Source organism: Geodermatophilus sp. URMC 64 (genome assembly GCF_053502555.1).
The window spans coordinates 3,907,410-3,920,489 of sequence record NZ_CP199955.1 but is presented as its reverse complement, the minus strand read 5'-3'; the positions used below and the strand labels follow the sequence as shown (position 1 = coordinate 3,920,489).

Genomic DNA, 13,080 nt, shown 5'->3' with positions numbered 1-13,080 from the left:
GGCTGAGCGAGAGTGATGACGTGACTGACGAGCTGTCCGCGTATCGGGGCGACGGTGGGGGATTTCCGGTCCTCGAGGGAGCCCTGCCGGTCAATCAGAGGGACCTGACGCACCAGGTCGTCCAGACGCTGCGGTCCGCCATCATCTCCGGGCGGCTGCGGCCGGGGGAGTTCATCCGGATCGGTGCGGCCGCCGAGGCGCTGGGGGTCAGTGCGACGCCCATTCGGGAGGCGCTGGTGACGCTTCGCGGGGACGGGTTCGTCGAGCTGCTGCCCAATCGCGGGTTCCGGGTCAGCGCCCTGTCGCGTCAGGACATCGAGGACGCCTATCTGGTGCACGAGTTCGTGGCCGGCGAGCTGGCGGCCCGCTCGGCGCTCAACCGCAGCGATGAGGTGGTGGCGCGCCTGGAAGACCTGCAGGCGGAGATCACCAGCGCCTTCGAGAGCGGTCGTCACGAGGCCGTGGACCGGGCCAACGAGGAGTTCCATCGGCTGATCTACGCCGGGGGGAACTCATCCAAGCTGGCTCTCTTCCTCGGCATCGCACTGCGCTACGTGCCCAATGCCCAGGACGTCAAGATCGAAGGCTGGGCGGACGCCACCGCGCACGACCACAACGAGATCTTGGAAGCCTTCCGCGACCGCGATCCCGAGCGGGCCCGCCGAGCCATGGTGGCGCACATCGAGCATGCGAAGAACCTGCTCCTCTCGCATCTGGAAGCGGCGGAGGAACAGCGGAGCCAGACCCGGGGGAGAACCGCATGACCAGCTCGAAGCAGCCGCTCGCGCCGGCGTCGATCACCGGGTCGGCCGCGGCCTCGGGTGACGTAACGAGGGCCTCTGCACTGGACGGCGACGAGCAGTTCCTCGACGAGATCCGCCAGGGTGTCCGCGACCTGTGCTCCCGGTTCCCGGACGAGTACTGGCGCAAGCTCGACGAGCAGGACGCCTATCCCGACGACTTCGTCACCGCCCTCACCGACGCCGGATGGATGGCGATGCTCATCCCGGAGGAGTACGGGGGTGGCGGTCTCGGACTCCGTGAGGCCGCGGTCGTGCTGGAGGAGATCAACGCCAGCGGCGGCAGCTCGGCGGCGTGCCACGCGGGGATGTACGTGATGGCCGCCGTCCTGCGGCACGGGTCTCCGGAGCAGAAGGAGCGGTACCTGCCCGAGATCGCGGCCGGGCGGTTGCGGTTGCAGTCCTTCGGGGTCACGGAACCGGACGCCGGCTCGGACTCCACCATGATCCGCACCAGTGCGCGACGGACGGCCGACGGTTGGCTGGTCAACGGGCAGAAGATCTGGACCTCGCGGGTCCAGCACTCCGATCTGCTGCTGCTGCTGGCCAGGACGACGCCGACGGAGGAGGTCACCCGGCGGACCGACGGACTGAGTCTCTTCCTGGTCGACCTTCGCGAGGCTGCCGACTCGATCGAGGTGCGGCCGATCCGCACGATGATGAACCACGAGACCAACGAGGTCTTCTTCCACGACCTCCGGCTTCCCGCCGATGCGCTGGTCGGGGTCGAGGGCAACGGGCTGCGGCAGGTCTTCGACGGCATGAACGCCGAGCGGATCCTCATCGCCGCCGAGTGCGTCGGCGACGGCAGGTGGTTCAGCGCGCGGGCCGCGAAATACGCCTCGGAGCGGGTCGTCTTCGGCAAGCCGATCGGGGCCAACCAGGGGGTGCAGTTCCCGATCGCCCGCGCGTACGCCTCGGTCACGGCGGCCGATCTCGTCCGACGGCGCGCGGCCGAGCTCTTCGACGCCGGGCTGCCGTGTGCGGAGTACGCCAACATGGCCAAGCTGCTGGCGAGCGAGGCCGCCTGGGAGGCGGCGAACGCCTGCTTGGACGCGCACGGTGGCTACGGCTTTGCCGCCGAGTTCGACGTCGAGCGCAAGTTCCGCGAGACCCGGCTCTACAAGACCGCCCCCGTCGCGAACAACCTGGTGCTGGCCTACCTCGGCCAGCACGTCCTGCGGATGCCGAAGTCGTACTGAGTCATGACCCGATCCGAGATCGCCCAGGAGAACCAGCGGAGGGATGCCGTGCACCCGGGAACTGAGGCCGCGGTGAGGACGACGGACAGCACGACCACCTGGCCGAGTCGTGTCGACGCCGATCGGAAAGGGCCCCTGGCCGGCGTCCGCGTGCTCGATCTGACCGCCTACGCCGTCGGTCCGTGGGCGGCGTCCCTGCTGGCCCAGATGGGCGCCGACGTGATCCGCGTCGACCCGCCGTACGGCGACCCCATCCGCGCGGTCATGCCGACAAGGGAGGGGGAGCCGACCACGTACTGCTCCAGCAACCTGGGCAAGCGCAGCGTCATCCTCGACCTCAAGGACCCGGCCGACCGCGAGGTCGCGGTCCGGCTCGCTTCCGCTGCCGACGTCGTGGTCGAGAATGCCCGCGCCGGCACGATGGACCGGCTGGGCATGGGCTACGAGCAGCTGCGCGCCGTCAACCCGGGTCTCGTCTACTGCTCGTCGAGTTCCTTCGGTGATGCCGGCCCGCTGCAGAACATGGGCAGCACCGATCCACAGGGCCAGGCCTTCAGTGGCTTCGCGAGCATCACCGGCCACCCCGGCGAGGGGCCCGAGGTCTTCCGCTACGTCGCGCAGATCGACCTGGCCACGTCGATGTACCTGCTCCAGGCCGTCCTCATCGGGCTGTACGCACGCCGGCGGACCGGTCAGAGCCAATACATCCGGACCTCGCAGATGGAGGCCGCTATCGCGCTGCAGACCACACGGTTCGCCGAGTTCTTCGCGAACGGGCAGTCGCCCGGCGCTTTGGGCAGTGGATCTGCCGTGCTGGTGCCCTCGCGGGCCTTCCAGTGCCAGGACGGGACCTACGTCAGCGTCACGGCGCACACCGACGCACTGTGGCAGGTGCTCTGCGCCGCCGTGGAACGCCCGGATCTGGCGGCGGACGAGCGGCTGCGGAGCAATCAGGGCCGCATCGAGCACCGAGATGAGGTGGATGCCGCACTGGCCGCGGCGCTGCGAACACGTCCAGCCCTCTGGTGGTCCAAGCGGCTGGCGCGGGCGGGAGTGCCCTGTGTGCGACTGAGGACGCTGGAGGACGCGCCGGACCTCAACGAGCACTTCCGGCTCAACCGCTTCGTCAACCGCGTCCCCCACCCGATCGCCGGGGAGATGGCGGTCGCCGGTCCGATGTGGAGCTTCGAGAAGTCGCGCGTCGAGCAACGGCAGGCCGCGCTGCCCGGTGCCCACACCAGGGAGATCGTCGAGTGGAGGGCGGCCAGCGATGACGACGACTGAGCCACGTCCGGAGGCGGCAATGGCACCGTTGGGCGGAGTCCGCGTCCTCGACGCCACCCAAGGGATCTCCGGCCCGTATGCGAGCTCCCTTCTGGCTGGACTCGGCGCCGAGGTCGTGAAAGTGGAACCCCTTGGCGGCGACTGGCTCCGTGCCGCCGGGCCGCCCTGGATCGACGGGATGGGAGCGGCGGCCTACCAGCTCAACCGGGGCAAGGCCAGCGTCGCGCTGGACTGGACGTCGCCACGCGGATCGACGGTGCTGCTGCGGATGCTCCGAAATGCCGACGTCTTCCTGCACGACCTGACCGCGACGGCGGCGACCGACGTCGGACTGACGCCGGACGACCTCCGGCGCACCAACCCCGACCTGCTGGACGTCTCCGTGACGCCGCTCGGAGAGATCGGCCCATGGGCAGACCTGCCGGCAACCGAACTGGAGGTGCAGAGCCTCTCGGGGGTCTTCCGGTACCTCGGGCAGATCAATGAGCCCCCCGTGCGACTCGGTGCGGACGTCGGAGGAATCCTGGGTGGCTGCACGGCCGTCCACGCAGTTCTGGCGGGCCTGCTCGCGCGGGACATGACCGGTGGCCAGCACGCTGCCGTCTCCCAGCTCGGGGCCGTCATGGGAACGAACAACGTGATGATCGCCGCCCTCGACGAGCCCGACGTCTGGGAAGGCTTCCACTGCAATGCGGCGACGTACCCGCCCGACCGTGGGATCGCCACGGCCGACAGCCGGCTGTACTACGGGCAGCCGTTGCGCTCGGAAGAGGCGTGGCGGGACTTCTGCAAGGCGATCGGGGCCGAGGCGCTCCTGGAGGATCCCCGCTTCAGCACCCGGGAGCTGCGGATGCCCAACATGGCCGACCTTCGTCGGGAACTGGAGCCCTACTTCGTCAGGTTCCCCACGGACGAGCTGATGGAGCTGATCGTCCGCAGCGATGGCATCGGGGTGCCCGTCCACGACTACGCGACATTGCGGGACCACCCACAGATCGAGGCCATGGCGCAGGTCCGGCCGGCGGCAGGCGTCGAGACGCTGTCCCTACCGTGGCGGCGACAGGGGGAGGAGTTCGAGCCGGTCACCGGCCCGACCGTCGCGGTCGGAACGCACACCGTCCAGTTCCTTCGCGCCTGCGGCTTCGCCGAGGCGGAGGTGTCGGAGCTCGCGGCCGCCGGCGTGGTCCACCAGGCCGGTGCCCCCACTGACGACGCCACACCCGAGGACCGTCGGTGATGGGCAACAGACGAACCCCGCGCCGTGCCGGCAGCCCGTGGAAGGCGCCTCCGGCACCCGGGCGCTCGCCACCGGAACGAGCGGCGACCCACCGCCGGAAGAGTTCCGCACATCCTTTCCGCACGGCCGGCCATCGTCTGGCTTCGCCCTCACAGGAATTGCGGTGCTCGATCTCCGTGGAAAGGCCTGACTCGGCAGAGGAACGACGACACAGCTGCGCGAGAAGAACGGCCGAGCACAGAATATCCCACGATGAAGACCAGGGCTAAAGGAGCGGAAGTGATCCGCGACACCCGCAGTGCCTCCCGGGGGAACGGGTGCCAGGCCCCGTGGGCGCGCACCTTACGTGTGCCCACAACTGCTCATGATCCGGCCGGAGAGCCGGCCGCTGCAGCACTTCCGTCAATGGCCGTTCCACAGAACGGCGGCCTTTTCCGATTCAGGAGTGTGGATGATGTTTAGAAGTGGTTCCAGGAGACGGCGCCCGCGGGCCCTGATCGCTTTCGTCGGAGTGGCCCTGGTCGCCGCTGGCTGCGGCTCGGGATCCTCTGGCGGCGGCGACGGCGACACCGTGAAAATCGGGCTGGTCGTCCCACAGACGGGCCCCTTCGCCGACACCGGCCGGATGCAGGAGATCGGTGCGCGGATCGCAGTCGACGAGATCAACGAGTCGGGCGGTATCGAAGGTCTCGACGGCGCCCAGATCGAACTCGTCATCGAGGACGCCGGAGGAACCGTCGAGACGGCGGTCGCGGCAGCCAACCGTGCCATCGGCAAGGGCATCGTCGCCGGTATCGGCACGGGGATCAGTTCCACAACCCTGGCGGTCACCGAGATCGCCGAGCGGCGCCAGATCCCGTGGACGGATGTGTCGTTCGAGGACCAGATCACCGAACGCGGGTTCAAGTACGTGTTCATGACCAGCCCGAAGACCTCCGAGTTCACCGATCTCTGGGCCGGCGCGATCGAGGAGCTGGCCGGCGACGCCGGCATCTCCGTCGACCGGATCGGCATCATCGCCGGCACGAATGCGGTGGCGGTGACAGCGGCGGAGCAGCTGCGCGACACCTATGCCCCGAAGTACGGCTGGGAAATCGCGATGGACCAGACCATCGAAGAGGGGTCGCTGCAGGACGCGACGCCGGTCGTCGACGCGATCAGCGCTGCCGACCCGCAACTGCTCACGGTCGGGGCAGCCATCAGCGACATCCAGAAGATCTCCCGCAAGATGGTCGAGCGGGGCCAGACGCCAGTTCCCTGGGTCCTGTCGGGCGCGCCGTACCTGAGCGGTGCTTTCGTTGACGCCCTCGGACCGGATGCTGTGAACGGCACCTTCGCGGTGGCGTCGGCGGCACCCTTCGCCGGGCAGGAGGAGCTGGCCGACAAGGTGCGGGCGGCCGGCGACAACTACCCGCAGGAGTACCACTTCGCCCCGTACTCGGAGGTGTACCTCCTCGCCGAGGCGATGGACCGGGCAAAGAGCAGCGAGCCGGAGAAGGTCCGGGACGAGATGGCGCAGACCGACGTGTCGGCGCCCGACCCCGCGGCGATCCCGTGGCCCGCCCAGCGAGTGCGGTTCGACGAGACCGGTCGCGCCGTCGACCGGGTCGCCGTCCTCGTCCAGTGGCAGGGAGACAAGACCGTCACGGTCTACCCCACGGAGCTGGCCGAAGGTGAGCCGATCTGGCCCACCTTGGAGCAGTAGCCGGCGAACAGCCGAGGCCATGAGGGGACGCCGCTGCGGTGCCGCCCACGGACCGCAGCGGCGTCCCTTTCTCACAGGAGGTCAGAAGTGCTGGTACAGGCTCTCGTCAACGGCATTCTCGTCGGCGCGGTGTGGGTCATTCTCGGCTTGGGCAAGCAGATCGTCCTGGGCGTGATCCACTTCGTGAACTTCGCCCACGGCCATTTCGTGCTGCTGGCGATGTACGTCGCACTGGTTCTCTGGACGGTGACGCAGGCGGACCCGTTCCTCCTGCTGCCCGTCGTGGTCGTCATCATGGCGGCGGTCGGCTTCCTGGTCGACCGCTTGATGGTTCCGCGACTGGTGAAACTCGGTGAACGCTCCCAGATGATCGCGACCATCGCGGTCGCACTCATCATCGAAAACGCCGCTCTGCTCATCTTCTCGCCGCAGCCCCAGTCGATCTCGACCTGGTGGGCGAACTCGGCGCTGGAGATCGGCGGCGTCTTCATCAACTACGGGCAGCTCATGGCCGCCGGAGTTGCCCTCGTCGCCTTCGCGGCCACGTGGTGGTTGATCCGCCACACGGCCCTCGGCGTCATGATCCGCGCCACGTCGCAGAATCGGGATGCGGCGCAGTACATGGGCATCAATGTCGGCCGCGTCTACGGCTACGCATTCGCCCTGTCGATCGCTCTGGCCGGTGTGGTCGGCGCCGTTTTCATCGTCTCCAACCCCGTGGACCCGAATACGGCTTGGACGTTCCTGATCCTCATGTTCGTCGTGCCCGTGCTGGGCGGCCTGGGCAGCATTCCGGGAACCATGATCGCGGGCATCGTCGTGGGCATCGTCCAGGTGCTCAGCACCAACTTCCTCGACATCCAGCTGCAGAACGCACTGGTGTACGCATTGTTCCTCGTCTTCCTCGTGCTCCGCCCGCAGGGAATCCTGGGCAAGGCAACCGACCAGCGAAAGGTCAGCGTCTAATGGCCAGCAGTCGGATCACGGCTTCTGCCGACGGCAAGAAGAGGTCCATGTCCCGGACCTATTACCCGGCATTCATCGGATGCGGGCTGCTGATCATCGGAGGGCTGCTCGCGCTCCGTTCCGAACAGTCCGCCAGCATCATGGCGCTCACAGCCGTCTGGGCCCTCATGGCCTGCGGGTGGAACATCGTGTCCGGCTACGCCGGGCCCCTGTCCCTCGGCCAGGGTGCCTTCTTCGGGCTGACGGCCTTCTCGGTGAGCATCCTCTTCGCCGAGTTCAACTGGAGTCCCTATTACGGGATCCTTGCTGGCGTCGCCGCCTCGCTCGTCCTCGCGGCGGTGATCGGCCTGACGACGCTGCGGCTGTCCGGGCTGTACTTCGGGTTGGCCACGCTCACGATCCCGCTCATCCTGAGCACGTTGACCCGGTACTTCGGATACCACGAGATCCCGCGCCCCTTCATCGGGGTCTCGCTCGGCTACTTCCAGTTCAACAGCAGCGTTCCCTACTACATCGCTGCCGCGATCCTGGTGGCGTTCGCGCTGTTCTTCACCGCCAAACTGACCACGACCAGGATGGGTCGCTACTTCGTCTCCATCCGCGAGAACGAGCGCGCCGCCGAGGCCTCAGGCGTGCCGACGTTCCGCTACAAGTTCTACGCATTCATGATCGGCGCCGTCTTCTCCGCGCTCGCAGGTGGCATCTACAGCCAGTTGGCGTTCGTGTTCGACCCCAACGACGTCTACAGCCCTCTGGTCTCCGTGCAGGCTCTGCTCATCTGCCTCATCGGTGGCCCCGGCACCGTGCTCGGCCCGGTGATCGGCGCGATCATCGTCATTCCCGGCGGCGAACTCGCGGACACCTATTTCTCCCAGCTGCCGGGTCTGAACAACCTCGCCTACGCAGCACTGCTGCTGATCGTGGCTTTCCTGTCCCGTCGAGGGCTCTACCCCTTCCTCGCCGATCTCTTCTCCGCGCTGCTGCGCCGCCTGCGCCCGAGAGAGCGGCGCTCAGCGAAGGCCTCCGAGGCCGCGGTTCCGGCCGAGTCGGAGGAGAGCCGCGCAGAAGAACAGGAACTCGCGATTCACCGCAATTCGCGAGCGAACGACGGAGGACTGTAGCGATGGCCAACTCTGTTTCCCCGACGACGTCCGAGACCCCGCTGCTCGAATTGAGGGGGGTCGGCAAGAGCTTCGGTGGTCTGCACGCCGTGCGGGACGTGAACGTGACCGTCGGCGAGGGGGAGCGGGTGGGCCTGCTCGGCCCCAATGGGGCCGGCAAGACGACGCTCACCAACCTGGTCGCCGGCGACCTGAGGGTCTCGGTCGGTGACATCCTGCTGCGCGGTGAGGCGCTCCGGAAATCGCGGCCCCATGACCGGTTCCGGCGGGGGCTGGCCCGCACCTATCAGGTGGCCAACCCGTTCCCGGCGATGACCGCCCTGGAAAGTGCGACGCTCGGTGCGCTCGTACACACCAGGAACGTCAAGGAGGCAGAGGCCGCCGGCGCCGAGGCGCTGGACATGCTGCAGCTCTCGCACACCCTCTCGACCCCGATGCGCGAGCTGAACATCGTCGAGATGAAAGAGGTCGAACTCGCGCGGATCGTGGCCAGCCGCCCCGCGCTGGTCTTCCTCGACGAAGTCCTCGCCGGCCTCCGTCCCACAGAGATCTCGGACGTCCTGGACGTCGTGGAGTCGCTGGCCGCCCGGCACAACTGGGCAGTCGTGATGATCGAGCACCTCGTCGGGGCGGTCATGCGGTTCTGCAGCCGGCTCATCGTGATGAACGAAGGAAGGGTCATCGCCGACGGCGCGGCAGAGGACGTCGCGCACGACGAGGCCGTCATCGACGCCTACCTGGGTTCGAAGTGGAGGAGCCATGCTCGAGGTGCGTGACCTGCACGCCGGCTACGGCCAGGTGCGGGTGTTGCACGGCATCACCGTGCGAGTGGAGCCCGGCGAGATCGTGGCCATCCTGGGGTCCAACGGCGCGGGCAAGACGACGCTGTTCAAGGCCCTCTTCGGGATGGTGGACGTCTACGAGGGGCAGCTGGCCTTCGGAGACCTCGACCTGCGCCGGACGTCGGCCTTCAAGACTGCCCGCAGCGGCCTGATCCATGTACCGGAGGGGCGCGGGCTCTTCTACGGGATGACCGTCATGGAAAACCTGATGGTCCCCGTCTACGCGGACTCTTCACGCGGGAACCAGGAAGAGGACCTCGAGTTCGTCTTCGAGGTCTTCCCGAAGCTGAAGGCTCGCCTTCGCCAGCAGGCAGGCACGATGAGCGGCGGCGAGCAGCAGATGCTGGCCATCGGACGCGGCCTGATGGCGTCTCCCCGGTTGCTCCTGCTCGACGAGCCGTCGATCGGCCTGGCGCCCAAGCTCGTCGACGAGGTGTTCGAGCGACTCGCGCTCGTGCACGAGAAGAACCCCGAGATGGCCATCCTCATCGTCGAGCAGTCGGTCGCCGACACCGTGGCCCTCTGCCACCGCGGCTACGTGCTGGAACGGGGCTCGATCGTGGTCGAGGGCTCCGGGGCGGAACTGGAGAGCAGTTCGGCGGTGGAGCAGGCATTCCTCGGCATGACTGCCCCATGAGCTGACCGCCGCCGCTCGCCCGACCGTCCGTCATCCGGAAGAACTGCGCGCAGAGAAGAAGGCAATGGTGCAGGCATACGAGACCCTCCAGAAGTACACCGTTCCGGAGTTGCTGGCGGCACTGAGCCGGCATGCCGGTGACACGGAGGCGGTCGTGGGGCCCGAGGGGCGGGTCACCTACGCCGAGCTCCATGCCCGGTGCGAACGGCTCGCCCGGGCGCTGGTCGGATGGGGCCTGCGGCCCGGAGACCGGATCGGCGTCTACCTACCCAACGGGCTGCGCTGGGTGGTGGCGATGCTGGCCGGGCACCTGGCCGGCCTGCATGTCGTCCCGATCAACACCTGGTACCGCTCGTCGGAGCTGGGCTACGTCGCGCACAAGGCGCGGATCCGGCTGTTCGTCACCGACGCCAAGCTCTTCGGTCGTGGCGTGAGCGAGGACCTCGAGGCCGCCGGGGTGGACCCGTCGTTCCGGGCGGGAGCGGACGGCTCGCTGGGCACCCTCTACTGGCCATCCGACAGCGAACTGCCGGAGGAGATCGACGACGCAGAGGACGGCGGCGACCCGCTGCCGGGTGCCGAACCCGACGACATCGCTCTGATCCTCTTCACCAGCGGCAGCACCGCCAACCCCAAGCCTGTGCCGCTTCGGCAGGGTGCGCTGGTCCGCAGCGGGCGGGAGCTGGGGGCGCGGCAGCACATCCAGCCGGGGGACCGCATCTGGTTCGCCGCACCGCTGTTCTTCGGCTACGGCTGCTCGAACGCGCTCCCGGTCGCACTCGCCCACGCGGCGACCATCTGCATCGAGGAACGGGTATCCGGGGACGAGTCTCTGGCATTCATCGAGCGGGAGCGGTGCACGGTCTACTACGGCCTCGCCACCGCCACCAGGATGCTGCTGAGCGCACCGTCGTTCGGCCGGCGCGACATCTCCTCACTGCGCACGGGGACCACCGGCTTCACGGCCGAGGACAAGCGGCTGGTCATCGAGACCCTCGGGGTGCGCGAGGTCTGCAGCGTCTACGGGATGACCGAGGCCTACGGGCACTCCACCATGACGGAAGCGGGCGACCCGCTCGACGTCGTCCTCACCACGCAAGGCCGCGTGCTGCCGACCCAGGAGATCCGCACGGTCGACGAGACCGGGGCTGTGCTCCCGCCGGGCCAGAGCGGCGAGATCCAGTTGCGCGGCTGCGTGACGACGGGATACCTCGACTCGCCGGAGCTCAACGAGGCCGCATTCACCGACGACGGCTGGTTCCGGACCGGCGACCTGGGCTGGCTCGACGAGGAACAGCGGCTGCACTTCGTCGGCCGGCTCAAGGAGGTCATGAAGATCAAGGGGATCAACATCTCCCCGGCCGAGGTCGAGGAGGTCGTTGCCGGCCACGCCCGCGTGGACCAGGTCTACGTGTTCAGCGTCGCCGACGCCTCCGGCGAGGACGTCATCGCGTGCGTCGTCGTCCCACGCGATCCCGTCGACGACCGGGACGCGTTCGTCGCCGAGCTGCGGGCGTACGTGCGTGAGCGGGCGGCCAGCTACAAGGTGCCGGCGCAGTTCTCGATCGTCGGGAACGACCAGTTGCCGACCACGGCGACCGGAAAGGTCAGCAAGATGCTGCTCAAGCAGCAGTTCGACGGCGCGTAACGCATCGCTCCGCCATCTTCCAGTCCGCCCGGGCGACGCGCGCGCCGTATCCGGGAAGCTCCGAACGCTGTCCAGAAGGTGAGTACATGTCAGCTCAGAAGCGAGCGTCCGTCGTCGGCGTGGGTACGACGGCGTGGGGCAACTTCCCGGAGACCGACGCCCTCGGCCTCGGCGTCCAGGCGTTCAAGGCCGCCCTCGACGACGCCGGCCTCACGGTCGACGACATCGACGGATTGATCACGAGCCGCATCCCGAGCTACAACCGGTTCGGCGAGGCGGTCGGGCTCGACCCGGCGTTCATGGTGGCCCTGCCCGCCGAGGGGAGGCAGTCCGGGGTCGCCGTCAACGTGGCCAACAGCTTGGTGCGCGACGGCCGGTGCCGGACCGTGGCTCTGGTCTATGGCAACAACGGCCGTTCCCAGCGAGTCTTCTACGGCGGCGAGGGCGAGGGCGCCTTCGACCCGTGGGGCTTCACCTCCCTCGGTGCCATGCACGCGCTGCTCTTCCGGCAGCACATGCACCGCTACGGCACCACGCAGGACCAGCTGGCCGAGGTGCCGATCACCTTCCGCAAGCACGCGGCGCTCAACCCGCAGGCGGTGATGCAGAAGCCGATCACGCGTGAGGACTACCACGCCTCCCGCTGGATCGTTGAGCCGCTGCACCTGTTCGACTACTGCCTGATCAACGACGGGGCGGTGTGTCTGATCATCACCGGCGAGGACGTCGCCCGCGATCTGCGCCAGCCGCCGGTGCACATCCTCGGTACCGGCCAGAGCAGCTCCCTGACGACCGGCCCCGTCTACCCGGACGACTTCTTCCACGCCTCCGCACAGCGCTGCGCTGAGCAGGTCTATGGCTCCTCGGGTGTCTCGCGCGAGGACGTCGACACTCTCCAGATCTACGACAACTTCTCTCCGACGGTGCTGTTCACTCTGGAGGGCTTCGGCTTCTGCGCGCCGGGGGAGAGCGGTGAGTGGGTGCAGGACGGCCGGATCGGCCTGGGCGGGGAGTATCCGACCAACACCAGCGGCGGGCACCTCTCGGAGAGCTACATGCAGGGCTGGGCGCTCAACGTCGAGGCGGTGCTGCAGGTGCGCGGCCAGGCCGGCGCCCGGCAGGTCGAGGGTTGCCGGACCGCACAGTTCATGGCAGTGGCGCCCATCACGAGCTCGGTGATCTATGGAGGAGACAAGTGACGCTGACCTGGCCCGGTCCGACGCTGGACGTCTGGAACCGACCCTTCTGGGATGCGGCCGCCGAGCACCGGCTCTCCGTGCAGCGGTGCACCTCCTGCCAGGAGCTGCGCTACCCGGCCGGGCCGAGCTGCCCCCAGTGCCTGTCCAGCGACACCGAATGGGTGGGCCTGTCCGGCCGTGGCGAGGTCCAGTCCTGGGTGGTCTTCCATCAGGTCTACTACCCCGGTCTGTCGGAGGCGGTGCCATACAACGTCGTGCTGATCCGTCTGGAGGAAGGCCTCCGGTTCATCAGCAACGTGGTCGGTGTCGCCAATGACGAGATCCGGATCGGGATGCCCGTCACGGTGGTCTTCGACGACGTGGAGTCCGGCCACGCCGTTCCCCGCTTCACCCCGGCCTGATTCCGGGAGCCGGCGTCGCCTCGGCGACGCCGGCTCCC

12 protein-coding genes are annotated in these 13,080 nt (G+C 68.2%); all 12 read left to right on the top strand.

The annotated features are described in order from the left end of the window. Positions 1-20: 20 nt before the first annotated feature. The 12 genes from ACWIYF_RS19070 (at position 21) to ACWIYF_RS19015 (ending at position 13,042) form a co-directional block, all read left to right on the top strand. A complete protein-coding gene (locus tag ACWIYF_RS19070) occupies positions 21-764 on the top strand; it encodes a GntR family transcriptional regulator (RefSeq protein ID WP_448624407.1) in 744 nt (247 codons plus the stop codon). Next, positions 761-2,002, top strand: coding sequence for an acyl-CoA dehydrogenase family protein (locus ACWIYF_RS19065; RefSeq protein ID WP_448624406.1), 1,242 nt, complete (start codon positions 761-763; stop codon positions 2,000-2,002). Before ACWIYF_RS19070 ends, ACWIYF_RS19065 begins: the two co-directional genes overlap by 4 nt. A 3-nt stretch (positions 2,003-2,005) precedes the next feature. Next, positions 2,006-3,286, top strand: a complete 1,281-nt coding sequence (locus tag ACWIYF_RS19060) for a CaiB/BaiF CoA transferase family protein (RefSeq protein WP_448624405.1) — start codon at positions 2,006-2,008, stop codon at positions 3,284-3,286. Then, on the top strand, positions 3,273-4,523 hold the full coding sequence (locus ACWIYF_RS19055) for a CaiB/BaiF CoA transferase family protein (RefSeq protein ID WP_448624404.1): 1,251 nt from the start codon (positions 3,273-3,275) through the stop codon (positions 4,521-4,523). The genes ACWIYF_RS19060 and ACWIYF_RS19055 overlap by 14 nt, the downstream gene beginning before the upstream one ends. 511 nt (positions 4,524-5,034) lie before the next feature. Further along, on the top strand, positions 5,035-6,228 hold the full coding sequence (locus ACWIYF_RS19050; RefSeq protein ID WP_448624403.1) for an ABC transporter substrate-binding protein: 1,194 nt from the start codon (positions 5,035-5,037) through the stop codon (positions 6,226-6,228). Positions 6,229-6,315: 87 nt separating this feature from the next. After that, complete coding sequence (locus tag ACWIYF_RS19045; RefSeq protein WP_448624402.1) at positions 6,316-7,194, top strand: branched-chain amino acid ABC transporter permease; 879 nt, start codon at positions 6,316-6,318, stop codon at positions 7,192-7,194. A gap of 47 nt (positions 7,195-7,241) precedes the next feature. Then, positions 7,242-8,315 carry a branched-chain amino acid ABC transporter permease gene (locus ACWIYF_RS19040; RefSeq protein WP_448624401.1) on the top strand — a complete coding sequence of 358 codons (1,074 nt, stop codon included), beginning with the start codon at positions 7,242-7,244 and terminating at the stop codon, positions 8,313-8,315. A 2-nt stretch (positions 8,316-8,317) separates the two neighbouring features. Next, entirely contained in the window at positions 8,318-9,091 is a 774-nt protein-coding gene (locus ACWIYF_RS19035; protein ID WP_448624400.1) for an ABC transporter ATP-binding protein, read from the top strand. After that, positions 9,075-9,794, top strand: coding sequence for an ABC transporter ATP-binding protein (locus ACWIYF_RS19030; protein ID WP_448624399.1), 720 nt, complete (start codon positions 9,075-9,077; stop codon positions 9,792-9,794). Before ACWIYF_RS19035 ends, ACWIYF_RS19030 begins: the two co-directional genes overlap by 17 nt. Positions 9,795-9,858: 64 nt before the next feature. After that, positions 9,859-11,442, top strand: a complete 1,584-nt coding sequence (locus ACWIYF_RS19025) for a class I adenylate-forming enzyme family protein (protein WP_448624398.1) — start codon at positions 9,859-9,861, stop codon at positions 11,440-11,442. 86 nt (positions 11,443-11,528) lie between these two features. Next, on the top strand, positions 11,529-12,641 hold the full coding sequence (locus ACWIYF_RS19020; protein ID WP_448624397.1) for a thiolase family protein: 1,113 nt from the start codon (positions 11,529-11,531) through the stop codon (positions 12,639-12,641). Next, positions 12,638-13,042: a Zn-ribbon domain-containing OB-fold protein gene (locus tag ACWIYF_RS19015; RefSeq protein WP_448624396.1), complete on the top strand. Its 405-nt coding sequence runs from the start codon at positions 12,638-12,640 to the stop codon at positions 13,040-13,042. Before ACWIYF_RS19020 ends, ACWIYF_RS19015 begins: the two co-directional genes overlap by 4 nt. Positions 13,043-13,080 lie beyond the last annotated feature (38 nt).

Bases quoted from the DNA above. Each gene is read 5' to 3' on its own strand.
- ACWIYF_RS19020 (WP_448624397.1), top strand. From the start codon at position 11,529: ATGTCAGCTCAGAAGCGAGCGTCCGTCGTCGGCGTGGGTACGACGGCG.
- ACWIYF_RS19035 (WP_448624400.1), top strand. From the start codon at position 8,318: ATGGCCAACTCTGTTTCCCCGACGACGTCCGAGACCCCGCTGCTCGAA.
- ACWIYF_RS19040 (WP_448624401.1), top strand. From the start codon at position 7,242: ATGTCCCGGACCTATTACCCGGCATTCATCGGATGCGGGCTGCTGATC.
- ACWIYF_RS19065 (WP_448624406.1), top strand. From the start codon at position 761: ATGACCAGCTCGAAGCAGCCGCTCGCGCCGGCGTCGATCACCGGGTCG.
- ACWIYF_RS19030 (WP_448624399.1), top strand. From the start codon at position 9,075: ATGCTCGAGGTGCGTGACCTGCACGCCGGCTACGGCCAGGTGCGGGTG.
- ACWIYF_RS19025 (WP_448624398.1), top strand. From the start codon at position 9,859: ATGGTGCAGGCATACGAGACCCTCCAGAAGTACACCGTTCCGGAGTTG.
- ACWIYF_RS19055 (WP_448624404.1), top strand. From the start codon at position 3,273: ATGACGACGACTGAGCCACGTCCGGAGGCGGCAATGGCACCGTTGGGC.
- ACWIYF_RS19060 (WP_448624405.1), top strand. From the start codon at position 2,006: ATGACCCGATCCGAGATCGCCCAGGAGAACCAGCGGAGGGATGCCGTG.